This window comes from Sphingobium sp. Z007 (assembly GCF_900013425.1).
Lineage (GTDB): Bacteria > Pseudomonadota > Alphaproteobacteria > Sphingomonadales > Sphingomonadaceae > Sphingobium.
The window spans coordinates 2,699,567-2,720,041 of the sequence record NZ_FBXK01000005.1 but is presented as its reverse complement, the minus strand read 5'-3'; the positions used below and the strand labels follow the sequence as shown (position 1 = coordinate 2,720,041).

Sequence of the window (20,475 nt, the reverse complement as noted above, 5' to 3'; positions counted from 1 at the left end):
TCGTTACTCCTTGAGGTCTGTAGGCGCATTGGGCGCGGCGACTTGGCTCACCGGCAGGCCGCCCTTCGCGCTATGCAGGGTGACGAGGCGCACGGCTTCCAGCGCATCGCCCGCCTGGCCGTCGGACGTGACGGCCAGCGCGACATGATTGCGGCCCCGATGATTGAGGATGCCTTCGGGGATGGGGAAGGTTCGCTGCGGGCCGACATGCGCGATGAACTGACCCATATTCCACCCGTTGACGAAGATCAGCACGCGGTAGCGCACCGGCGAACGCGGCGTGGTTGCGTCGCCGAAACTCAGCCCGATGGTCGCGTCCTGTCCCTTGGGCACGGCAAGGTCGAAGGCGGTGCGATACCAGTTCGTGCCGGCCTGCGCCTGCGCCACAGGGACGCTGGTCCTTGCCCAGCCGCGATCATCGAAGCCGGGCAGATGCCATCCCATCCGCTCGCCATATTGGCCGCCATTGTTCGCCGGGCCGCGTGCGGGATCGGGCAGGTCTTCGCCGCCCTGCTTGCCCTGGATCTTCCACGCGATCGGCACGGCGAAGCTGCGTCCGTTCAGGCCGCCCTCCAGCGAGGCGGAGATAAGGCCGCGCGCTTCCTTATGGAAATCGTCGCTGTCCAGATCCCAATTATGGCCATTATTGCGGACCATGACGGAGACGACATGCTCGCCCGATTGCGCGCCGGCGGGCAGGGCGAAGCGCGCCGTGCCGGTGGTGATGGGGCGGGGCAGGCCGCCGGGCGTGTCCGCCTCGCCCAGGAACTGGCCATCGATCCAGGCCTGCACCAGCCCCGATCCGCCCGCGCCATAATAGAGCGACAGCGCTCTGGCGTCCGGCGTGCCGGAGAAGCGCCCGCGATACCAGACGTCGCCGTCATGAAAGCCATAGGCGTCCATGCCCATATTGGGCTGGCCATCGGGCCGTGCGGTGATGCTGGCGGAGGCACGGTTGTCGATCGCCTGCCATGCGCTGTCATCGAAGGCCGGATCGGCTTCGGGCGATCCCTTGGCCATGCGCCAATCGGTCAGCAGGGGCAGAGCGATGTCGGCTGGACCGGCCAGCGGCCGCACGGCGGTGAGGCTGCCGACAGCGGTTGCTTTGGTGGCGATCCTCGCGCCATTCCACGTAAGCGCACGAACCGCCTTGGGCGTCCAGATTTCGAGCGGGCTGGCCTCGGCCGTGTCGCCTGTGAGCGCCAGCGTGCCGCCCTTGACCGTGGCGCTGCGCACCAGCGCCGGGCCGCGCACCAGAGCGTCCTCTTGCCGCCAGTAGCGCGCGCCTTCAGCCTCGTCGGTAAGGATCAAGGTCAGCGGCGCTCGTCCGCCACCCTCGATTCGCAGGACAGCGCGGCCTTGATGGTTGTAGGCGAGTTTGAGATCGCCCTTAGCCGCGTCGAAGCCGCTGGTGGCGCTGCCTTCCAGCACCGTCACCTTGGGCGCGGAGGCATAGCGCAGCACTGTCTCGCTCGGCTCGCCGGCGCGGCCGTAGAGCAGCAGCACGTCCGCCCCGTCCATCACCTGCGCGGACTGGAGTTCGGAGGTCGAATAGACCAGCCGCTGTCCACCCAGCGTCACGCCCGCGACCAGCCATTTGGCGTCGAAGCCGTTCAACTGCATCGGCACGGTGTAGCGGCCATCGGGCAGGTCGGCGGTGAAGGTGAAGCGGTCGTTCGTCTGACCGTTGGACGGCCTGTGCGTCACCATCAGGAAACGCGCGTCCGTCTCCGGGCTTTTATTGTGATAGATCTGGATGTTGGGTGACGAAATCGCCACCGCCCCAGCCGGGATCATACCGGCCAAATCGGGCACCGACGCGATCAGCCCGCCCAGTTGCTTCATCTCCAGCGCCTTGTCGCGCAGCGCGCGCGGTTCAGAGATCGCGGCGCCATAATCATAGCTGGTAAACACCACCGGCGCGGGCAGCCAGCCCCAGCTGGTGCCGCCATAGGTCATGTAGAAGCTCTGGATGCCGATGCCGTTGGCCAGGTTCGTGCCGTAGAAGACCCGCTGGAACCGCTTGCCGCGCTGGATCGCGTTGCAGGCATAGCCGCCATTCGATCCCCAATAATCGAACCAGCCGCCGCCGAACTCGGCGAGGAAACCCGGCGTGTCAGGCGATGCGGATGCGCCGCCCTTGGCTCCGCCCGGACCATAATAGCCCCAGTCGGGCGCGGCGACATCGCGGGTCGGCTTGCCTTCCACCGTGCAGGTGCCGCCGGGATAGCCGTCGAAAGCGTACATGTCGTTGGGGCCGGTCACGACCTTGTCGACCTTGGACGATTCGGGCGTCCAATAGCCATTGCGGCCCTGGTCATTGTGGAACAGCGGGATGGTGATGCCATCGGCCCGCGCCTTGGCGGCGAGATGGTCCATATAGCGGCGCTGCGCCGGGGTGGTCAGCGCCAGCTCATTTTCGATCTGATGCAGGATGACGCCATAGCGGCGCTTGGGATCGGCATTGATCTGATGCTTGGCGATGATCGCATCGATCCGCGTCAGCCATTCGTCGACCGCCGCCAGATAGGCCGGATCGTCGGTCCGGGCGCGGGCGCGTTGGTTGACCAGCCATCCGGGAAAGCCGCCGCGCGACAATTCCGCATTCACATAGGGACCGGCGCGGGTGATGACGTAGAGGCCTTCCTCCTCCGCCATCGTCAGCAGCCGGTCGATGTCGCGGATGCCGCTGAAATCATACACGCCCTGTTTCGGGCTGTGATAGCCCCAGTCGAAATAGAGAGCGACCGTATTGAAGCCGCTCGCCTTCATCTTCTGAAGGATGTCGCGCCACAAGTCCGGCGAGGGCAGGCGGAAGGGGTGGAACTCCCCGCCCCAGATCACCAGCCGCTTGCCATCGACCATCAGCGAGCGCGCATCATAGGACACGCGGCCGAACGTCTTGACCGGGGCGGACAGGTTGGCGGTCTGCTTGGCCTCCTGCGCGGCAAGCGGGGCAGCCAGGGGGATAGCCAGGGCGGAACCGAGCAGCAGCGCGGCGATCAGCGAACGCATGGGATCAGGCCATGTGGAACAGCAGGGGGAGCGGCCATTCCCTGGGCTGGTTGCCGGGCTGCACCTCCATCAGCGGGGCCATATAGTCCCACCAGCGCTGCATTATGGGATGGTCGGGCAGCGCATCGCGCTGATGGTCGTCGCGCAGCTTGAGCACCGCGAACAGGCTCAGCGTCTCTTCATCCAGAAAGATCGCATAGTCATAGATGCCCGCCTGCGACAGCAAGTTGGACAGCTCTGGCCAGATTTCGTCGTGGCGCTTGCGATACTCGTCCACCACGCCGGGTTTCAGCTGCATCTTGAAGGCGTGGATGGACATGGGCCTCTCCGCTATATCCATATTGTGGAACATGCTACCGATATTTGGTAGCACTGTCCCAAAAGTTCGTCAACGCCAGAGCGGTGTGTTTCGCACCGAAAGATGGCGCACATCGTCGAAGAGGAAGGGCCGCCGTTGGTCCGGCGTCATGGTTTGCGCGCGCAGGCCGTCGATCGTCAGCCGTTCCACATGGCGGGACCATAAGGCCCAACTGGGCAGCACGCCGAACATGCTGGGTTCGGGATAGGCGTCGGGCGATTCTGCCGGAACACGCGCCGCATCGGCCGCCGCGCCGCCGCCGCGATAGAGAAGGTGCACATCGCGCAGCGTCACGTCGGCGATGGGATGGCCCGGCAGCCCGGCCAAGGCCGCGGGAAAGCGATGGTCGATGCCGCGGGCGTCCACTTCGCTGATGACGACATCGCGGATCGCGCCGACGCCGGTGCCTTCCGGCCCCCGCCGCCGATCGCCCAGCCGCAGAAAAAGGGGCGCGGTGGTGACGTCTTGCATGGTTAGGCGGCTGGCTACGATATGCTCCATGACGCCGCCGTCCACCGTCTCCAGCGCCAGCCCGCGACAGCGGGTGAAGCGGCAATCTTCGATGCGCACGTTGCGGTATCCGCCATTGCTCTCGGTGCCGAGCTTGATCCGCCCCGTCACCCGGTCGCGGTCGGGCGCGATCTCCTGCGTCGTCCGCTTCGTGCCATCGACCAGCGATCCCATGTCATAGCCCGATACGTCGCAGTCGCGGATCAGGATATTCTCCGACGTAATCGCCCGGCCCAGCGCGAAGCTGCTCTTGACCACGATGGCGTCGTCATTGGGTGCATTAACCCGGCACCGCTCCACCAGCACGTCACGCACGCAATCCAGGTCGATGCCGTCGCGGTCGGTGTCGATCGTCAGCCCGTCGATCCGCAATTCCCCCGTGCCGGTGGCCAGAATCGCGAAATGGCCGCCCTTCAGGATGGTGAAGCCCGACAGGCGGATGTCGCGCCCATTCTTCAACGCGATCGCCTTGTTGCCCAGCCCCTGCATCGCAGCGGCATCCGGTTCCAGTTCGGCAATCTGGGCGTCGGTCATGCCCTGCATCGATAGCGGCCGCTCGCCAGCTTGTTTCTTCCAGCGCGCGCCTGGGCCGTCGCGAGTCAATCCGAGTCCGTGGATCAGGCCCGGCCCTGTGATCGACACCTGCTCGACATCCTCGCCCCAGATCAGGCTGTTGCGCCAATGGCTATGGCCGAAATCCTGATAAAGCTGGTCGATACCCGCTTCGGGCAGGTCGTAGCGTCCGCCGTGGCGCGCCGGATCGGCCGCCTCGATCACCGCGCCTTCGCCCAGCAACAGCGTCACCCGGCTCCGTAGCCGGATCGAAAAGCAGAGATAGCGCCCGCGCGGCAGGACGACGGTGCCACCGCCCGCGGCCGAGGCGGCCGCGATGGCAGCGTTGATCGCACCGCTGTCGATCGCGATGCCATCGCCGCGCGCGCCATGATCGCGGACATCATAGTAGCGTGCGGCGTGCGCGGGAAAGACCGGCAGCAGCCCGCCCGCCAGGCCCAGCGTCACATCGCGGCGGGTCACGCGCATCAATTACCTATCGGCCGCTGATCGCTGCGGATCAGGCTGGGAGCGATCGCGACCGCGTCCGGCGCGGGCGGCCGGGCCGGGACGAAGGCGGCTATTGTCACATGCGCCGCCAGCGCGGGAATCTGCGCACGAATCCGATCCGCCACGGCGCTCGCCAGCAGCCAGGCGCCATAATTATTATGATGGGTCTTGTCCTTGCCGCCATCATTGAAGGCGCGGGGCGCGACATCCGGCCCCAGCGCTTCGTAGATCGTCCGGCTGTCGGCGTTGAGGTCGATCAGCGGCACCTGTTCTTCCGCTGCGACCTTGCGCGCCGCCGCCGCATAGGCGCCCAGCGTATCGACGATCTTCCCCTGCGCGTCGAAATTGCGCCGTTCGGGCGACGTCACCAGCACCGGATGCGCGCCACGCCGCCGCGCTTCGGCGACATAGACGCGCAGCCAGGCGGGATAACCGGTCGCGGCGTCGAGATAGGTTTGCGGCCATTCCGCTTTCTGGTCGTTGTGGCCGAACTGGATGAACAGCCAGTCGCCCGGCTTCATGCCCGACAGCAGCTTGTCGAAGCGCAGGTCGGTCAGGAAGGATTTAAGGGTCGCGCCCGACTTGGCATGGTTGGCGACCACGACGCGATCGTCCAGCATCGCGGGCAGCATCTGGCCCCAACTGGCGGCCGGTTCGGCATATTGGTCGGTCACGGTCGAATCGCCGGCCAGAAAGAGCGTTGGCGCGGTCACCGGCGCGATCCGTACCGACTCCACCGCCGGCCGGCCGAGAAATTCCAGCGTCAGCTTCTCGTCCCAGGTGGCTTCCTGCGCATCGCGCGCGTCTATACGCACGGCGCGGCCGCCCGGCGCATTGGGCGGCGGCGGCGTCAATGCGGAGGTGCGGATATTGACCAGGAAGCTGCGCTCTACCCACTCGCCCCGGCGCGTGACGACATGGTTCAGCATTAGCCGCCGGGCCTCCACCTTGACGCTGGTGTCGCCCGGCTGGCGATCGTCGCCCAACCGCACCGTGACGCGATAGTCGCCTTCGGGCAGCGCCACAGAAAATAGAAAGCCCTGCGCGGTGCCGCCTGTCTCCACGCCATGGCCGCCATGCGCATAGGGATGCCGCCATTCCGCCGATCCGGGGCGCAGGTCGAAACTTTGGGTGGTCGGCGGCGGGGCGGCGGCTAGCATCAAGGCGAACGTGACGGAGAGCGGCATGAAGGGACCATCCGATCAGACAAGAAAGGGAGCGCCACAACGCCGCGGCGCTCCCTCAGATCAACCGCCCGTGCAGAGGCGGCTGCATATCAATCCCATTAACTAGATTGATGATCCATATATCGGGACATATTATCCGGGTCAATCTGCTTTGGTGTTTCAGCAGGCGCAGCATAGGATTTTCCTTGGGCTAATCGTCGCCAGCGGCCGGAACGTCACTGTATGAAACATTATCGGAAATGATCCACATTGTGGAATTGAAAATCACATGATGATTTTTCTAGCAATTGCGCAGCGAGCGATATAGGATGACACCTCAGTTCACATAGTGGGACAATATGGACGTCATAAGCGATGGCGCCCGTGACAAATGGGGAGGATTTATGTTGCACACCCGTTCCGCGTTCGCACGTCGCAGCTCGGCCATCGCGATCGCGTCCATGCTGCTCGTCGCCGCGCCGGCCATCGCCCAGGACCAGCCTAGCGCCGCGGATGAGCCCGCCGATGCGGGCGTCGCCGACATCGTCGTCACTGGCTTTCGCGCTTCGCTCAACAGTGCGCTCGGCATGAAGCGGCAGGAGGCCGCGGCGATCGATTCGATCGTGGCGGAGGATATCGGCAAATTCCCCGACTCCAACCTCGCCGAATCGATGCAGCGCGTGCCCGGCGTGGCGCTGGCGCGCGGCGATGGCGGCGAAGGGCGCAATATCTCGGTCCGTGGCCTGGGTGCCGGTTTCACCCGCGTGCGCATCAACGGCATGGAGGGCACCGCCCAGACCGGATCGTCCGACATTTACGGCGCAGGCAATAACGGCCGTAGCTTCGACTTCAACGTCTTCCCGACCGAAATCTTCTCCGCTCTCTCCGTTCGCAAGACTCCCTCGGCCGATGTCGAGGAAGGCTCGCTGGGCGCCACGGTCGATCTGACCGCGCCCAAGCCGTTCGACCAGAAGGACGACTTCGTCCTCTCCATGACCGCGCGCGGCGTCTATAACGAACTGTCGAAGAAGGTGGACCCCCGCGCCTCGCTGCTGATCTCCAAACAGTTCGGCGACAGCGGCTTCGGCATCCTCGGCTCGCTCGCCTATCAGAAGCGCCATATCCGCGAAGTCGGCTATTCGGCGGTCGATATCCTGTCCGCCAACACCAATGGCGGCTTCTGCTCGCCGATCGGCTTTGCCCCGCAAAATCCGGGCGACAATGCTGTGAAGGGCGCCAATGCGCTCAACTGCTCGACCGGCAATCCGCGCACCAGCACTGCCGCCGCCTATCAGACCATCCAGGATCTGCGTCGCGACGACCTGTCCGGCGTGGCGGGCAGCGGCGCCTTCCTCCCTCGCATCCCGCGCTACCTCAACAGCGAGCAGAATCAGGAACGGATCGGCGGATCGCTGACCCTGCAATTCCAGCCCGACGACCAGACCGATATTTCGGTCGATTTCCTCTATTCCCGTTTCGAAGTGACGCGGCGCGACAATTATATCGCCGCCATCTCCTTCGCCCGGTCCGCCGCGAACAATGGCCAGCCGATGACATCGGTGCGCGACATAGAGTTCGACGAAAATGGATCGCTGGTCCATGGCGTGTTCGACGGCGTGGATGTGCGGTCCGAAGGGCTGGTGGACCATTTCGTCTCGACCTTCAAACAGGCCAATGTCAACTTCAAGCGCCAGTTGAACGACAGCCTTGAGGTCAGCGGCATCGTCGGCTTCAACCGCTCTATCTGGGACGGGAAGAAGCGGCTCCAGACCTTCATGGACGCGATCGACACCGATAATTTCACGATCGACTTCTGCGATGGCGGCACCACGCCGAAACTGGGCTTCGGCGTCGATGTCAACGATCCGGCCAGCTTCACCTATGCGCCGGGTCGGGCCGACGGCACCGTGCTGGGCGGCTTCAGCTTCCAGGGCAAGCCCTCGCGCAACAAGACCGACAATCTGACCGCCGAAGCGAACCTCAAATGGACCCTGAACGACGCCTTCTCGATCCGGGCGGGCGCGCAATATCGGCGCAGCGACTTCCTTTCCACTTTCCTGCGCCCCTTTAACGCCGACACCGTGGTTCGGGCGCTGCCCGCCGGCACCAGCCTGGCCGACATCACCACCACCATCGGCGGCGTCGACAAGCTGTGGGGCAATGGCGCGCCGGCCAGCTGGGTCGCGATCGATCCGGACAAATGGGCCAGCACCTTCGGCTTCGATTCGGTCCGCTATTGCGGCGTGGAATGCGGCGGCGGGCGCAGCCGGGTGCGCGAAGAGGTGAGCAGCGGCTACCTCATGGCCAATTTCGATCTGGAGGATGCGATCGGCTTTGGTATTCGCGGCGATGCGGGTGTGCGCTACGTCAAGACCGAGATGCTCTCGTCGGGCTATGTCACGGTCGCCAGCGCGGCGTCGCCGACCGGCCTGACCGGTCAGTTCGCGGCGGCCAAGAACAGCTATGACGACTGGCTGCCGTCGGCTAATATCGTGATCGAGCCGATGGACAATCTGCTGCTGCGCTTCTCCGGCGCGAAGGTGCTGGCGCGGCCCGAACTGGGCCTGCTGACGCCCACCAGCGGCGTCAATCCGGTGACCCGCGTCGGCAATGTCAACAATCCCTTCCTCGATCCCATAAGGGCGACCACCTTCGACGTCGCGGTCGAATGGTATTTCCGCCCCGGATCGCTGCTTTCGGCCGCCTTCTTCTACAAGGATATCAAGAGCTTCATCCAGAATGTGAACAGCCAGGTGCCGTTCAACGAACTGGGCTTGCCCGACGCGCTGCTGGAAAACAGCAACACCCTGCCGACCGAGTTGTTCACCGTGTCGCAGCCGTTCAACACGCCCGGCGGTAAGCTGAAGGGCATCGAACTGAACGCCCAAATTCCCTTCACCTTCTTCGACGGATTCCTCAGCAATTTCGGCTTTCTGGGCAATTACACCCGCGTCACGTCGAAGATCGACTATATCCTCGCCAGCGTGAACGGCGTGCCGACCGTAACGACCACGGCGGACCTCGTTGGCCTGTCCAAGAACACGGCGTCGGCGACGCTTTATTATGAGGATGAAAAGTTCAGCATCCGCACCACGGGCAATTTCCGCGACAAGTTCATCCGCGGCATCCCCGCCTCGCCGGGCAGCGATCTGCAGGGCAATGCCAAAACCTTCTTCATGGATGCGTCAGCCAGCTATAATGTCACCGACCGACTGAAGATCATGGTGGAGGCGACCAACCTGACCGACGAACAGAACCGCCTCTATATCGACAGCCAGCGGCAGGACACCTTGTTCGAAACCCGGATCGGCCGCACCTTCACCTTCGGCGTGACCTACCGGATGTAAAATTCCTCTCTCCCCAACCTCAAGGGCGCGGCCACTCCCTGTGACCGCGCCCTTATTGTGTGGGAGACGATCCTATCGGCGCGGGCCGCTATAGCCCACGGCCGCGCCGATCTGTTCGGCCGACCGCATCACCTGCGCGGCCAGCCCCGGCCGCAGGTCGTCGGTCAAATAATGGGCCGCGCTCGCGATCGAGATGGCGATGCAGATTTGCCCCCGCGCGTCGCGGATCGGCACCGCGATCGATCGCACGCCATCGCCCAGTTCGCTGTCGTGCAGCACTTCGCCGCGCGCCTTATGCTCGCGCATCTCCGCGACATAGGCCTTGATCTGCGCTGGCGTCGCCTTGCCGTCCTTCGCCTCGCCATAGAGCCGCGCCCATGTCTCTTCGGTCTCGTCCAGCAGCAGCGCCTTGCCCAGGCCCGTTTCCGCGATCGGGCGGCGGTCGCCCGGCGCGGTGGCGACGCGCAGCCGCTGGGTGCCGGTCACCCGGTCCAGATGGCGCGACCAGTCGCCCTCGCGCTTGCCCACGAAGACGCAGAATCCGGTGCGTTCCGACAATATTTCCATGAAGGGACGGGCGAGCCGCACATAATCAATCTGCTCGGTCGCCAGCACGCCCAGCTGCAGCAGCTTGGGGCCGAGCGCGAAGCCGTCGCGCGTCACCGCCAGATAGTTGCGCGATTTGAGCGCCTGCACCAGCCGGTGCGCGGTGGTCTTGCTCATGCCCAGCTTGCGGGCGAGGTCAGCGGCGCGGATCGGGCCGTCGATCACCTCGTCCATGATGTCGAGAGCGCGCATCAATGTCTGCGTGCCCTTCACCGCTTCCTGTTTTTCGTCGCCGTCCTGCATGATGATCCTGCTATCCTCTCGTCCCACATATCGGGCGCGTTCCATATAGAGGAAGCATATCGGGCAAATTGGGTCGTTTGTCAGCCGCTTTCGTGCGGCCATACAAAAGCCCGCCGGTCGCATCGACCGGCGGGCTTTTCACCATCGCGCTGTGGCGTCGATCAATATTGGATAGTCACGGTCACCGCGCGGCGATTCTGCGCCCAGCTCGCCTCGTCCGATCCCAGCGCCGCCGGCCGTTCCTTGCCATAGCTGACGGTGGTGATGCGGCCGGGTGCGATCCCAAGCGAGGCGAGATAGTTTTTCGCCGCATTGGCGCGGCGTTCGCCCAGCGCAATATTATAGTCGCGGGTGCCGCGTTCGTCCGCATGGCCCTCTATCGTAACGCGCACCGATGGGTTCTGCTGCAGCCAGGCAGCCTGGCTCTGCAACGTCGCCTGATCCTCCGCATCGACATCATATTGGTCGAGGCCGAAGAAGATGCGGTCCGACGATACCGACGCGACGAAATCCTCCTGGCTGCCCTTGACCGGGCCGCCAGCGCCGATCGGTCCGCTGGGTGCGGTCGTACCACCGGTGCCGCCTGGGGCGGGCGGCAGTTGCGCCGGCGGCTTCTTCGAACAGGCGGCCAGCGCGATGATGGCAGTCGCCATCAACAGAGTCCGGGACAGTTTCATGGGGGTCTCCTTCGATATATTCTACGCCGCCGACTAAGACAGGCATCAGGGTCCGTGATGTTCGTTACGCTGTCAAGACGACTAGGTTCCCCCGTCCTGACCATGGGATCACGGCAGCAACGGCCCCCAGGCTGGATCGGACCCGCTCAGCGGAGTGGGAATCCGCCGTTCGTTCACCCCGGTCAGGTCGACCTGCCACACCTGGCTGCTGCCCTGCTTGCCCGGCGTCGTGCGGAAAAACTGGAGCACGCGGCCGTTGGGCGACCAGGTCGGCTGTTCGTCCTGCCAGCCATTGGTCAATATCCGCTCATTGTCGCCACTGGGCGTCATCACCGCGACCTTGAAGTCCCCCGACAGCTTGGTGAAGGCGATCAGGTCGCCGCGCGGCGACCATTCGGGCGTCGCATAGCGGCCGCCGCCATGGCTGATCCGCCGCTGGTTGGAGCCGTCGGCGTTCATGACATAGATTTGCTGCCCGCCCGACCGGTCGCTTTCGAACACGATCTGGCTGCCATCGGGCGAATAGCTGCCGCCCACATCGATGCCCGGCGAATTGGTCAGCCGTACCGGCGTCCCGCCATTGGCGGACACGCGGTAGATGTCGGTATTGCCGGCCACCGCCATCGAGAAGAGGATAGAGCGCCCATCGGGCGACCAGCGCGGCGCGAAGGTCGCGTTGGTGCTTTCAGTCACCAGCTTCTGCTGCCCGGCGCCGATGTCGTAGATATAGAGGCGCACCCGGCTGCCCAGATAGCTGACATAGAGGATCGACTTGTAATCGGGCGAAAAGCGCGGCGTCAGCGCCATCGATTGGCCATTGGTGATGAAGCGATGGTTCGCTCCATCCGAATCCATGATGGCCAGCCGCTTGACCCGCGCACCCTTGGGCCCGCTCTCCGCGATATAGGCGATGCGGCTGTCGAAGAAGGGGCTTTCGCCCGACAGGCGCGCATAGATGGCGTCGGCGCATTTATGCGCGGCCCGCCGCCAGTCGCGCGGGGCGACGACATAGCCCTGCCGCGTCAGTTCCTGCTTGAGCGCCACATCATAGAGGTAGCAGCCCACGGTGATGTCGGCCTCGCCCCCGCTCGTGCGCACGAACCCGTGGACCAGTGCCTGATAGGCGTTCCATTTGTCATAGACCGGATTGGTGACTTCGGGGAAGGCGACGGCCGGCATCCCGCCAGGCCCCGACGGATCGAACAGGCCGGACCCTTTGAGATCGGACGCGATCACTTCGGCGATCTTGCGCCCCAATTCGCTGGCGGTGCCGGCGGGCGTCGCCACATCCTGCTGGGCGGGTAGGGTGGGCACGGCGACCTTGACGTTGCTGTCGACCTCGCCGGTCACATCGACCGACAATTGCGCCATGGCGGGCGCGGACAGGATGGCGGCAAGCGCTACGGTCGCCAAAGAAATGCGGCGTAGGAATTTGGTCTTCATCGGTTCAGCCTCGCGTCAAAGCGGAGTGGCCGGAGCCATTTCCATTGGTCATAATATTCAGTTGGTAAATTGCGGAAGGGGGCGGCGAGTTTCACCGCCTGGATCGCGCGTTCGGCATGCAGCTTCGCCTGCGGCCGGTTGCTGGCGGTGACGCCGGTCTGGTCGATCACTTCGGGCGCACCGACCAGGGCGCCGCTCTTGTCCAGCCGCACTTCCAGCAGCGTCACCAGTTGATCCGCGTCCGCGCCCGAAGGCGGGCGCCAGTGCGGCTTCAGCTGGCGACGGATTTCGGTGTCCAGCGCGGCCTTCTGCTGCGGCCCCATGGCGGCAGCCGGTGGCGGCGCTGCTTTGCGCGGCGCGTCGTCCTTGGTGTCGATCCCTTTCAGAAAATCCTTGCCCAGCAACGATCCCTTGGGCTTGTCCGCCTTGCTGGCGCCGGACGCACGCGCCGCCGCATCGGCCTTGGCCTTAGCATCGCTCTTGGCCTTGGCGTCACTTTTCGCCTTGGCGTCGGCCTTGGCCTTCGCATCGGCCTTCGCTTTGGCGTCACTCTTCGCCTTGGCGTCGCTCTTCGACGGCGCGGCCGCAGCAGCCTTTGGCTTTTCAGGCGCGGGCTTGGGCGCTGGCTTTTCCGGCGCCGGCTTCGGCTTGGGTGTCGCCTTGGCCACCTCTTTCTTCGGCGGCACGGGCTTGGGCTTGGCCGGGGCGTCCTTCACGACCGGCTTTGGCGGCGTCGGCTTGGGCACGGGCTTCGGCTCGACCTTGGGTGGCGGCGGCGCAGGCGTCGGCTCCGGGGCGGGTGCAGGCTCCGGCGCGGGCTTGGCGTCTTCCGTCGGCCCTTCCTCCGGCGCAACACTGGGCGGGGGCGGCTGGGTCGACACCTGCGGCGCGGTCGATTGCAGCGCCACCTCATCCACCAGGCTCACGTCCATCGGCGGCGACTTCAGCTTCAGCGGATTGGGGGTGGCCAGGAATCCGGCGGACAGCAAGCCGAACAGCAGAACATGTCCCGCCGTCGCGACGCCAAGGCCGATCTTTTCCGCGCGCTCCATATGGCTGACCTATGGTCCCTATTCTGAACCGTCGCTGGCCGAACCGTCACCCGACCCGGTGCTGACCAGCGAAACCTTGTTCAGGCCCGCGCGATTAAGCTCGCCCATCACCCGCATTACCCTGCCATAATCCAGCGCGGTGTCGGCGCGCAGGAAGATTTGCGGTGGTTCGGGCTGGCCTGCGTTGGCGGCGGCGATTTCCGCCAGCCGATCGGGCAGGTCCGCGTCGCTGATTTGCGCGTCGTCAATGAACAGGCCGCCGTCGCGGTCGATCGACAGGATCGTCGGCTTCGCGTCCGCATCCAGGCCCTTGGCGCGGGTTTCGGGCAGGTTTACCGGCACCCCGGTCACCAGCAGCGGCGCGGTCACCATGAAGATGATGAGCAGCACCAGCATGACGTCGACCAGCGGCGTCACATTGATGTCGGCCATCGGCGCGCGCCCGCGCCCGCGCCGGGCGGAGGGAGGACCGGACATTGCCATCAGCGGCGTCCCTCATTTACAGCGATGCCCAAGATCATCGCGTCTCTGGTTGCAGCGATGCTCGAGATCATCGCTGGGACTCCAACTCACGGCTCAGCGTCGAATAGAAGCTGTCGGCAAAGCGCGTCAGCCCCGCTTCCAGCCGGTTGATGCCGTGGCTGAACCGGTTGTAGGCGATCAGCGCCGGGATCGCCGCGAACAGGCCGATGGCCGTGGCGAACAGCGCCTCGGCAATGCCCGGTGCGACCACCGCAAGGGAACTGTTCTGCTCGGCCGCGATGCTGGTGAAGGCGCGCATGATGCCCCAGACGGTCCCGAACAGCCCGATGAAGGGCGCGGCCGACGCCACCGTCGCCAATATATTGAGCCGATCGGACAGGCGATCAATCTCGGACGCGATGACGCTCGACATCGACGTGCCCAGCCGGTCGCGCGTGCCGTCGCGGTCGATCACCTTTTGTGCGGTCGATCGCCGCCATTCGGTGACGCCCGCCGCCATCACCTTGGCCGCGGGGAACTCCGCCTTGCCCCGCGCTTCGTAAAAGCGGTCGATATCCTCCGCCTTCCAGAAATCGGCCTCGAACTTGCGGCTTTCCTTGCTCGCCTTGCGCAGGCTGACGCTGAAGCTGATGATGATCGCCCAGGTCCAGATGCTGGCCAGCAGAAGGCCCAGCATTACGCCCTTCACGACGATGTCGGCCTGCAGGAACAGGGCCAGCGGGGATATGGTCGCGGCGTCGGTGATGGCGCCGGCAGGCAGGTTAAGCGTCATGGGTGAAGGTCTTCCCCTTGGCAAAGGCGGGTGAAAATATCGGTCCAGGCTTTGGGTTGCCGCTGCGGGCGACCCTGCGGCGTCAGCCAGGCGACCGTAATGGTAGCGTCGGTCAACTCGTCTTGCCCGCGCATGACCCGCTGATGAATGGCGCAGCTTGCGGCCCGCACGGCGACGACACGGCTCACCACCATCAGGTCGTCGTCCAGCCGGGCGGGACGGCGATAGCGGATGTGCAGGTCGGTGACAGCATAGACGCCCGCACCCCCTTCATGGTTGGCACGCTGGTCGATCCCGGCGATGCGCAGCATGTCGGACCGGGCGCGCTCCATATAGCGCAGATAATTGGCGTGATAGACCAGCCCCGACAGGTCGGTATCCTCAAAATAGACGCGCAGCGGGAAATGATGCACGGCGGCGAGGAAGCGTCCGGTCGCCGGCGCGGGCATCAGGTCTGATACGGACATGGCGCGCTTTTAACCATGGCGCAGCGCCCACGCAAAGCCGGAAATGGCCGGGGCGCCCGCAATCGGTCGTCGCCACGATGCGATCCAGCCTGTCTGATTGCATAGGCGCGCGATACTGGCCGCCGGACGCCTGCGCCGCTAAGGGAGAGGCGATGATTCATGAGGGAGAGCAAGGCATGACGGATATTCGCACGGTCGGCGTCATCGGCGCAGGGCAGATGGGCGCGGGCATCGCCCAGGTCGCGGCGCAGGCGGGCTATAGCGTCATATTGTCGGACATCGATCTGCCCCGCGCGGAAAAGGGGCTGGCGGGCATCGCCAAGCTGCTTGCTAAGGCGGTGGACAAGGAAAAGATCACACAGGCCGACGCTGACTCCGCGCTTGCCCGGATCACGCCTGTCGGCGACATCGCCCCGCTGGCCGACGCGCAACTGGTGATCGAGGCCGCGACCGAGCGCGAGGAGGTGAAGCGCGCCATCTTCGCCAATGTCGGGAAGATACTGGCCGCAGACGCGATCCTGGCGACCAACACATCCTCCATCCCCATCACCCGTCTGGCGCAGGCCGCCCCCGACGCGGGGCGTTTCGTGGGCGTCCATTTCTTCAATCCCGTGCCGGTGATGGTGCTGGTGGAGGTCATTCGCGGCCTCGCCACCACGCCCGAAACCGTCGCCGCGGTGGAGGGGTTCGCCTCGCGCATTGGCAAGACCACCGTCCATGCCTTCGATGCGCCCGGCTTTGTCGTGAACCGCATCCTGCTGCCGATGCTGAATGAAGCGGTCTTCGTGCTGGGCGAGGGCGTCGGCAGCGTCACCGATATCGATCAGGGCTGCAAACTGGGCCTCAACCATCCGATGGGACCGCTCACCTTGCTCGATTTCGTCGGCTTGGACACCGCGCTCGAAATCCTCAACGTCTTCCTCAGCACCACCGGCGATCCCAAATATCGCCCGGCGCCTTTGCTGGTCAAATATGTCGAAGCGGGCTGGTATGGCCGCAAGACCGGCAAGGGCTTCTACGACTATAGCGGCGCGGAACCGGTGCCGACGCGCTGAGCTATTGGGTGGGGTGGGTGTAAAATCCTTCCACCCGTTCGCCCTGAGCCTTGTCGAAGGGCCTTTCTTCCTGCGAAGAAGAGAAGGGCTTCGACAGGCTCTCCTGAGCTTGTCCGAAGGGCCGAACGGAGGACTAATGGTGATGTTACCCCGCGCTCAACCCATGTTTCTTCATGCAATGGCGCAATTGGTCATAGGTCAGGCCCAGCCCCTTGGCGGTCGCCCGCTGGTTGTAGCGGAACCGGTCCAGCGCCGCGCGGATGATCGCCGCCTCATGCCCGTCCACCGCCGCACGCAAGTCGCTGATCTCCTCATAGGTCATGCCGGGCGTTGATGGCGCGGCGGTGGCGTCGCATGGCGCTGCCTCAGTCGGCTTCATCATCGACTTGGGCTTCCAGGGCGAAGCGAACGGGTCGAAGGTGATGCGGCTGATCGGCCGCCCCGGCTCGTCCCAGCGATAGACCGCGCGCTCCACCACGTTGCGCAACTCGCGCACATTGCCCGGCCAGCCATAGCCTTCCAGTTCCGCGGCGCAGGCGGCGGTGAATCCGGGCCATTGCGGCCAGTCGCGCTCGGCCGCCATCCGCCGGCCGAAATGATCGGCCAGCACCGTAATGTCGCCTTCGCGTGCACGCAGCGGGGGCAGGGTGATGACCTCGAAACTCAACCGGTCGAGCAGGTCCGGGCGGAAGCGTCCGGCGTCGGCGGCGGCGGGCAGATCCTCGTTGGTCGCCGCGACGATCCGCACGTCCACCCGCTGCGGCTTCGACGCGCCGATCCGCGTCACCTCGCCATATTCGACCACGCGCAACAACCGCTCCTGCGCAGCCATTGACAGCGTGCCCAACTCGTCCAGGAACAGCGTGCCGCCGTCCGCATCCTCGAACCGGCCCGGCCGCGCCTTGGTCGCGCCGGTGAAGGCGCCCTGTTCATGGCCGAACAATTCCGCCTCGATCAGCGTTTCGGGCAGCGCCGCGCAATTCATCGTGATCAGCGGCTCGCCCCAGCGTGGCGACAGGTGGTGCAGCCGCTCGGCGATCAGCTCCTTGCCGGTGCCGCGTTCGCCGATCACCAGCACCGGCCGATTCAGCTCCGCCGCGCGCCCCGCCTGCTCCACCGCGTCCAGAAAGACCGACGACTGGCCGATAAACTGCGTATTTTTCTCCATATGCCAACTTATGGTGAAATTTCCCACTCCTTGGCAAGTGAGATATTGGCACGGCACACCGCAATGACCCGAAAATCCCGAGAAATCGGGCACTTTTCAAAACTGGCACGGCCTCTGCAAAGCTCAGGGTAATCCGCAACAATCGCGGAACCTATGAAGGCCAAGGTTCAGGGAGTAAGACGATGACCAACCATAGCAACAGCGTTCGTGACATCAGCCAGCTGCTGTCGGCCGCCATTGCCGCCCTGCTGTTCGGATCGACCATGATCCTTTCGGCGGTCGGCCCGGCCCGCGCCAGCGAAGCGCCGATCCTCGCGACGCAGCACAGCACCGCTACCTTGCGCTATCTGGCGTAAGCAGCATCAGTCTTCCCAAGACAATAAGACCAGGAGTGACGTTATAATGGGTATTTTCTCCCGCACCCGCGACATCATCGCCGCCAATGTGACCGACCTGCTCGACAAGGCGGAAGACCCCGCGAAGATGATCCGCATGATCATCCTCGAAATGGAGGAAACGCTGGTCGAAGTCCGCGCGTCCGCGGCCCGCACCATCGCCGACCAGAAGGAAATGCGCCGCCACATCGCCAAGCTCAATGCCCTGCAGGACAGCTGGACCGAAAAGGCGCAGCTCGCTCTGTCGAAGGACCGCGAAGATCTGGCCAAGGCTGCGCTGGTCGAGCGCCAGAAGGCGACCGACATGGCCGATCATCTCGCCCAAGAGATTGCGACGCTGGATGAGGCGCTGCGCGCGTCGGAAGAAGATATCGGCAAGCTGCAGGGCAAGCTGCGCGAAGCCCGCGCCCGCCAGAACAGCCTGGTGACCCGGATGCAGAGCGCGGAAAACCGTCTGCGCGTCCGTGAAGCCTATGCTGGCGAAAAGGTCAACGACGCCTTCGCCCGCTTCGACATGCTCGAACGCCGGGTGGACATGGCCGAAGGCCGCGCCGACGCCGTGACGCTGGGCGGTCAGCCCAAGACGCTGGAGGAAGAGATTGCGGAATTGAAGTCGGCCGACAAGGTCGATGCCGATCTCGCCGCCCTGAAAGCCAGCATGGGTAAGGAAGGCTGATCCGATGGAAGAGGTTTTCCTGCCCGTCATCGTCTGCGGCATGTTGTTCATCGGCATGCCCTGGCTGATCTTCCACTATGTCACCAAATGGAAGCAGGCGCCCAAGATCACCGACGAGGACGAGAAGCTGCTGGATGACCTCCACCTTCTCGCCCGCCGTCTGGAGGAAAGGCTCCAGACGGTCGAACGGATCGTCGCCGCCGACAATCCCGATTTCCGCCCCTCTCGCCCGTCGGCCGACGACGGCTACGAACTCGACCGGAGGAACTGACATGACCGCCCGCCGTACCAAATTCTACCTCGACAAGAAAAATGGCAAATGGTCGGGCGTGTGCGCCGGCATCGCCGACTATAGCGGGATCGACGTCACCTGGGTTCGGGTCGGCGCGGTGCTGGTCACGCTGATGGGGGCCTTCCCCTGGACGCTGATCGCCTATGCCTGCGCCGTCTATTTCGCCGACAACAAGCCTGTGGGCCTCTATTCGGACCGCGACGACGAAAAATTCTGGCAGGGCGTGCGGACCAACCCGACCCGCTCCACCCGCGATGTCCGCTCCAAGTTCCGCGATATCGATCGCCGCCTGGCCGACATCGAAATCTATTATACCAGCCGCAACACCCGCCTCGCCGACGAGATCGACCGCCTGCGCTGAGCGCCGCGTGGGGACATCATAACAGGGGAGAATGTTCATGAGCTTTAGTGGACCCTATTTCGTCCTCGCCATCATCGCCATGTCGACGCTGGGCTGGATGTTCACCACCTGGGTCCGTGCCCGGCACGGCTATCCGGTGGAAAATGAATGGAGCGGCACCGTTCATCGAACGGACGCCGACGCCGGTCGAAAAATTGACCTGCTGTCGAGTGAAAACGAAAAGCTGACGGGCCGCATCAGCCGTCTCGAAGACCGCATCGCCGTGCTGGAAAGGATCGCCACCGATCCTTCCACCCGCACTGCGCGCGAAATCGACGCGCTGCGCTGATATTGGCCGACCAAGGGGAGTATCATCATGTTTCCATTTGAAGCCTTCGCCCCCGTGGCGGTCATCGTGGGATCGCTGGCGGTCGGTGGCTGGATCTTCACCACCTGGTTGCGCATCAAGCACGGCTATCCGCTGGAAAGCAGCTTGGGCAAGGCGATCTATCCGCAGAAGAATGAGGAGATGGTCGAGCGCATCAAGCTGCTGAGCCAGGAAAATGCCCAGCTTCGCGCCGAGATCGGATCGATGAAGGACCGGCTTGCCGTTGTGGAGCGGATCGTCACCGACGGCAGCCACCAGTTGACCCAGGAAATCGAACGGCTGCGCAGCCCCGCCAACTAATCACCTGGCCGCCAGCGCGCCATCAGGGAGTGATCGAAATGAATCCGTTTGAAATGGTGGTTGCCATCATCGCCATCACCGCCATCGCCAGCGTCCTGCGTGCCAAATATGGCGTCGTGCGTCGCGACAAAGGCGAAGACTTCATCCAGCGCGGCCTCGATCCCGAAGCCGAACGGCTCCGCGCCGAAGTGAAGGCGCTCAAGGATCGCGTCGCCGTGCTGGAACGGCTCGCCACGGACGGCTCCACCGCGCTGGAGCGGGAATTCGAAAAACTCCGGGATCGCGACTGAGCATCGCGCCGGACAGGGAGGCTTATATGCAAGACCCCTATCTCTACCTCACGCTGGCGATGACCAGCCTGGTCGGCCTTGTCATTATCGCGGTCGCGGCCCTGCGCGGCTGGGCCGGCTGGCTGGAGCTAAAGCGCGCCGAACTGGGCCGCCGCTTCGAGGAAGCTGCGCCGCCAAGCGCGTCGGCCCGGATCGAGGTCGCCGACCTCAAGGAACGCATCCGCAAGCTGGAAGCGATCGCGGCGGGCGTCGATCTTTAGGCCATTTGAATCCAACGCCGTCCGCTTCGAGCGCAGTCGAGAAGCGTGAAGCGCTGCGCCAGCCGTTTCTCGACTGCGCTCGAAACGAACGGATGATGGGTAAAAGGGGC

At 64.6% G+C, this 20,475-nt stretch carries 22 protein-coding genes; 10 read left to right on the top strand and 12 right to left on the bottom strand.

Translation table 11 applies throughout. The features are described 5' to 3' along the window. Window positions 1-3 precede the first annotated feature (3 nt). The 4 genes from CEQ44_RS21135 to CEQ44_RS21120 all read right to left on the bottom strand — a co-directional run bounded on the left by CEQ44_RS21135 (window position 4) and on the right by CEQ44_RS21120 (window position 6,132). Entirely contained in the window at window positions 4-3,015 is a 3,012-nt protein-coding gene (locus tag CEQ44_RS21135) for a beta-galactosidase (protein ID WP_088184874.1), read from the bottom strand. A gap of 4 nt (window positions 3,016-3,019) precedes the next feature. After that, window positions 3,020-3,334 carry an L-rhamnose mutarotase gene (locus tag CEQ44_RS21130; RefSeq protein WP_088184909.1) on the bottom strand — a complete coding sequence of 105 codons (315 nt, stop codon included), beginning with the start codon at window positions 3,332-3,334 and terminating at the stop codon, window positions 3,020-3,022. 69 nt (window positions 3,335-3,403) lie between these two features. Beyond that, window positions 3,404-4,924: a glycosyl hydrolase family 28-related protein gene (locus tag CEQ44_RS21125; RefSeq protein WP_254913787.1), complete on the bottom strand. Its 1,521-nt coding sequence runs from the start codon at window positions 4,922-4,924 to the stop codon at window positions 3,404-3,406. Beyond that, a complete protein-coding gene (locus CEQ44_RS21120) occupies window positions 4,924-6,132 on the bottom strand; it encodes a rhamnogalacturonan acetylesterase (protein ID WP_088184875.1) in 1,209 nt (402 codons plus the stop codon). Before CEQ44_RS21120 ends, CEQ44_RS21125 begins: the two co-directional genes overlap by 1 nt. A 383-nt stretch (window positions 6,133-6,515) precedes the next feature. Between CEQ44_RS21120 and CEQ44_RS21115 the strand changes: the two genes are divergently transcribed. Beyond that, entirely contained in the window at window positions 6,516-9,458 is a 2,943-nt protein-coding gene (locus CEQ44_RS21115; protein WP_088184911.1) for a TonB-dependent receptor, read from the top strand. A 72-nt stretch (window positions 9,459-9,530) separates the two neighbouring features. On the opposite strand, the gene CEQ44_RS21110 is transcribed toward CEQ44_RS21115, so the two are convergent. The 7 genes from CEQ44_RS21110 to CEQ44_RS21080 all read right to left on the bottom strand — a co-directional run bounded on the left by CEQ44_RS21110 (window position 9,531) and on the right by CEQ44_RS21080 (window position 15,201). After that, on the bottom strand, window positions 9,531-10,307 hold the full coding sequence (locus CEQ44_RS21110) for an IclR family transcriptional regulator (protein ID WP_088184912.1): 777 nt from the start codon (window positions 10,305-10,307) through the stop codon (window positions 9,531-9,533). Window positions 10,308-10,468: 161 nt separating this feature from the next. After that, on the bottom strand, window positions 10,469-10,984 hold the full coding sequence (gene pal / locus CEQ44_RS21105) for a peptidoglycan-associated lipoprotein Pal (RefSeq protein WP_088184876.1): 516 nt from the start codon (window positions 10,982-10,984) through the stop codon (window positions 10,469-10,471). Between the two features lie 108 nt (window positions 10,985-11,092). Further along, entirely contained in the window at window positions 11,093-12,427 is a 1,335-nt protein-coding gene (gene tolB, locus CEQ44_RS21100; RefSeq protein ID WP_088184877.1) for a Tol-Pal system beta propeller repeat protein TolB, read from the bottom strand. Next, the gene (locus tag CEQ44_RS21095) at window positions 12,424-13,479 is read right to left on the bottom strand and encodes a cell envelope biogenesis protein TolA (protein WP_088184878.1); all 1,056 of its coding nucleotides are present in this window, start codon (window positions 13,477-13,479) and stop codon (window positions 12,424-12,426) included. The genes tolB and CEQ44_RS21095 overlap by 4 nt, the downstream gene beginning before the upstream one ends. A gap of 18 nt (window positions 13,480-13,497) precedes the next feature. Continuing rightward, entirely contained in the window at window positions 13,498-13,962 is a 465-nt protein-coding gene (locus CEQ44_RS21090; RefSeq protein WP_088184879.1) for an ExbD/TolR family protein, read from the bottom strand. 67 nt (window positions 13,963-14,029) lie between these two features. Continuing rightward, the gene (gene tolQ, locus CEQ44_RS21085; RefSeq protein ID WP_088184880.1) at window positions 14,030-14,734 is read right to left on the bottom strand and encodes a protein TolQ; all 705 of its coding nucleotides are present in this window, start codon (window positions 14,732-14,734) and stop codon (window positions 14,030-14,032) included. Beyond that, complete coding sequence (locus tag CEQ44_RS21080; protein ID WP_088184881.1) at window positions 14,731-15,201, bottom strand: YbgC/FadM family acyl-CoA thioesterase; 471 nt, start codon at window positions 15,199-15,201, stop codon at window positions 14,731-14,733. The genes tolQ and CEQ44_RS21080 overlap by 4 nt, the downstream gene beginning before the upstream one ends. Before the next feature lie 176 nt (window positions 15,202-15,377). On the opposite strand from CEQ44_RS21080, the gene CEQ44_RS21075 reads away from it, so the two are divergent. Then, complete coding sequence (locus CEQ44_RS21075; protein WP_088184882.1) at window positions 15,378-16,256, top strand: 3-hydroxybutyryl-CoA dehydrogenase; 879 nt, start codon at window positions 15,378-15,380, stop codon at window positions 16,254-16,256. Between the two features lie 145 nt (window positions 16,257-16,401). Here CEQ44_RS21075 and pspF read toward each other — a convergent pair whose 3' ends face one another. Continuing rightward, the gene (gene pspF / locus CEQ44_RS21070) at window positions 16,402-17,424 is read right to left on the bottom strand and encodes a phage shock protein operon transcriptional activator (RefSeq protein WP_088184883.1); all 1,023 of its coding nucleotides are present in this window, start codon (window positions 17,422-17,424) and stop codon (window positions 16,402-16,404) included. A gap of 182 nt (window positions 17,425-17,606) precedes the next feature. Here pspF and CEQ44_RS24605 point away from each other — a divergent pair, with 182 nt between their 5' ends. From CEQ44_RS24605 to CEQ44_RS21035, 8 genes are read left to right on the top strand one after another with little or no spacing between them, the layout of a single operon-like run. After that, window positions 17,607-17,780 carry a hypothetical protein gene (locus CEQ44_RS24605; protein ID WP_176400370.1) on the top strand — a complete coding sequence of 58 codons (174 nt, stop codon included), beginning with the start codon at window positions 17,607-17,609 and terminating at the stop codon, window positions 17,778-17,780. Window positions 17,781-17,826: 46 nt separating this feature from the next. Then, the gene (gene pspA / locus CEQ44_RS21065) at window positions 17,827-18,495 is read left to right on the top strand and encodes a phage shock protein PspA (RefSeq protein ID WP_088184884.1); all 669 of its coding nucleotides are present in this window, start codon (window positions 17,827-17,829) and stop codon (window positions 18,493-18,495) included. A gap of 4 nt (window positions 18,496-18,499) precedes the next feature. Then, entirely contained in the window at window positions 18,500-18,766 is a 267-nt protein-coding gene (pspB, locus tag CEQ44_RS21060; protein WP_088184885.1) for an envelope stress response membrane protein PspB, read from the top strand. 1 nt (window position 18,767) lies between these two features. Beyond that, on the top strand, window positions 18,768-19,148 hold the full coding sequence (gene pspC / locus CEQ44_RS21055) for an envelope stress response membrane protein PspC (RefSeq protein ID WP_088184886.1): 381 nt from the start codon (window positions 18,768-18,770) through the stop codon (window positions 19,146-19,148). A gap of 37 nt (window positions 19,149-19,185) precedes the next feature. After that, on the top strand, window positions 19,186-19,476 hold the full coding sequence (locus tag CEQ44_RS21050) for a hypothetical protein (protein ID WP_088184913.1): 291 nt from the start codon (window positions 19,186-19,188) through the stop codon (window positions 19,474-19,476). A gap of 27 nt (window positions 19,477-19,503) precedes the next feature. After that, window positions 19,504-19,815, top strand: coding sequence for a hypothetical protein (locus CEQ44_RS21045; protein WP_088184887.1), 312 nt, complete (start codon window positions 19,504-19,506; stop codon window positions 19,813-19,815). Window positions 19,816-19,853: 38 nt separating this feature from the next. Then, window positions 19,854-20,105 (top strand): hypothetical protein, encoded by a 252-nt coding sequence (locus CEQ44_RS21040; RefSeq protein ID WP_088184914.1) that lies wholly within the window; start codon window positions 19,854-19,856, stop codon window positions 20,103-20,105. 26 nt (window positions 20,106-20,131) lie between these two features. Continuing rightward, complete coding sequence (locus CEQ44_RS21035; RefSeq protein WP_088184888.1) at window positions 20,132-20,365, top strand: hypothetical protein; 234 nt, start codon at window positions 20,132-20,134, stop codon at window positions 20,363-20,365. The last annotated feature ends 110 nt before the right edge of the window (window positions 20,366-20,475 follow it).

What these genes read in the sequence shown, in the direction of transcription:
- CEQ44_RS21080 (WP_088184881.1), bottom strand. Translation starts at nt 15,201, where the DNA reads ATGTCCGTATCAGACCTGATGCCCGCGCCGGCGACCGGACGCTTCCTC.
- CEQ44_RS21045 (WP_088184887.1), top strand. Translation starts at nt 19,504, where the DNA reads ATGTTTCCATTTGAAGCCTTCGCCCCCGTGGCGGTCATCGTGGGATCG.
- CEQ44_RS21135 (WP_088184874.1), bottom strand. Translation starts at nt 3,015, where the DNA reads ATGCGTTCGCTGATCGCCGCGCTGCTGCTCGGTTCCGCCCTGGCTATC.
- CEQ44_RS21110 (WP_088184912.1), bottom strand. Translation starts at nt 10,307, where the DNA reads ATGCAGGACGGCGACGAAAAACAGGAAGCGGTGAAGGGCACGCAGACA.
- CEQ44_RS21050 (WP_088184913.1), top strand. Translation starts at nt 19,186, where the DNA reads ATGAGCTTTAGTGGACCCTATTTCGTCCTCGCCATCATCGCCATGTCG.
- pal (WP_088184876.1), bottom strand. Translation starts at nt 10,984, where the DNA reads ATGAAACTGTCCCGGACTCTGTTGATGGCGACTGCCATCATCGCGCTG.
- CEQ44_RS21040 (WP_088184914.1), top strand. Translation starts at nt 19,854, where the DNA reads ATGAATCCGTTTGAAATGGTGGTTGCCATCATCGCCATCACCGCCATC.
- pspC (WP_088184886.1), top strand. Translation starts at nt 18,768, where the DNA reads ATGACCGCCCGCCGTACCAAATTCTACCTCGACAAGAAAAATGGCAAA.
- CEQ44_RS24605 (WP_176400370.1), top strand. Translation starts at nt 17,607, where the DNA reads ATGACCAACCATAGCAACAGCGTTCGTGACATCAGCCAGCTGCTGTCG.
- CEQ44_RS21125 (WP_254913787.1), bottom strand. Translation starts at nt 4,924, where the DNA reads ATGCGCGTGACCCGCCGCGATGTGACGCTGGGCCTGGCGGGCGGGCTG.
- pspA (WP_088184884.1), top strand. Translation starts at nt 17,827, where the DNA reads ATGGGTATTTTCTCCCGCACCCGCGACATCATCGCCGCCAATGTGACC.
- CEQ44_RS21130 (WP_088184909.1), bottom strand. Translation starts at nt 3,334, where the DNA reads ATGTCCATCCACGCCTTCAAGATGCAGCTGAAACCCGGCGTGGTGGAC.
- CEQ44_RS21090 (WP_088184879.1), bottom strand. Translation starts at nt 13,962, where the DNA reads ATGGCAATGTCCGGTCCTCCCTCCGCCCGGCGCGGGCGCGGGCGCGCG.
- CEQ44_RS21115 (WP_088184911.1), top strand. Translation starts at nt 6,516, where the DNA reads ATGTTGCACACCCGTTCCGCGTTCGCACGTCGCAGCTCGGCCATCGCG.
- tolB (WP_088184877.1), bottom strand. Translation starts at nt 12,427, where the DNA reads ATGAAGACCAAATTCCTACGCCGCATTTCTTTGGCGACCGTAGCGCTT.
- pspB (WP_088184885.1), top strand. Translation starts at nt 18,500, where the DNA reads ATGGAAGAGGTTTTCCTGCCCGTCATCGTCTGCGGCATGTTGTTCATC.
- pspF (WP_088184883.1), bottom strand. Translation starts at nt 17,424, where the DNA reads ATGGAGAAAAATACGCAGTTTATCGGCCAGTCGTCGGTCTTTCTGGAC.
- CEQ44_RS21120 (WP_088184875.1), bottom strand. Translation starts at nt 6,132, where the DNA reads ATGCCGCTCTCCGTCACGTTCGCCTTGATGCTAGCCGCCGCCCCGCCG.
- CEQ44_RS21095 (WP_088184878.1), bottom strand. Translation starts at nt 13,479, where the DNA reads ATGGAGCGCGCGGAAAAGATCGGCCTTGGCGTCGCGACGGCGGGACAT.
- tolQ (WP_088184880.1), bottom strand. Translation starts at nt 14,734, where the DNA reads ATGACGCTTAACCTGCCTGCCGGCGCCATCACCGACGCCGCGACCATA.
- CEQ44_RS21075 (WP_088184882.1), top strand. Translation starts at nt 15,378, where the DNA reads ATGACGGATATTCGCACGGTCGGCGTCATCGGCGCAGGGCAGATGGGC.
- CEQ44_RS21035 (WP_088184888.1), top strand. Translation starts at nt 20,132, where the DNA reads ATGCAAGACCCCTATCTCTACCTCACGCTGGCGATGACCAGCCTGGTC.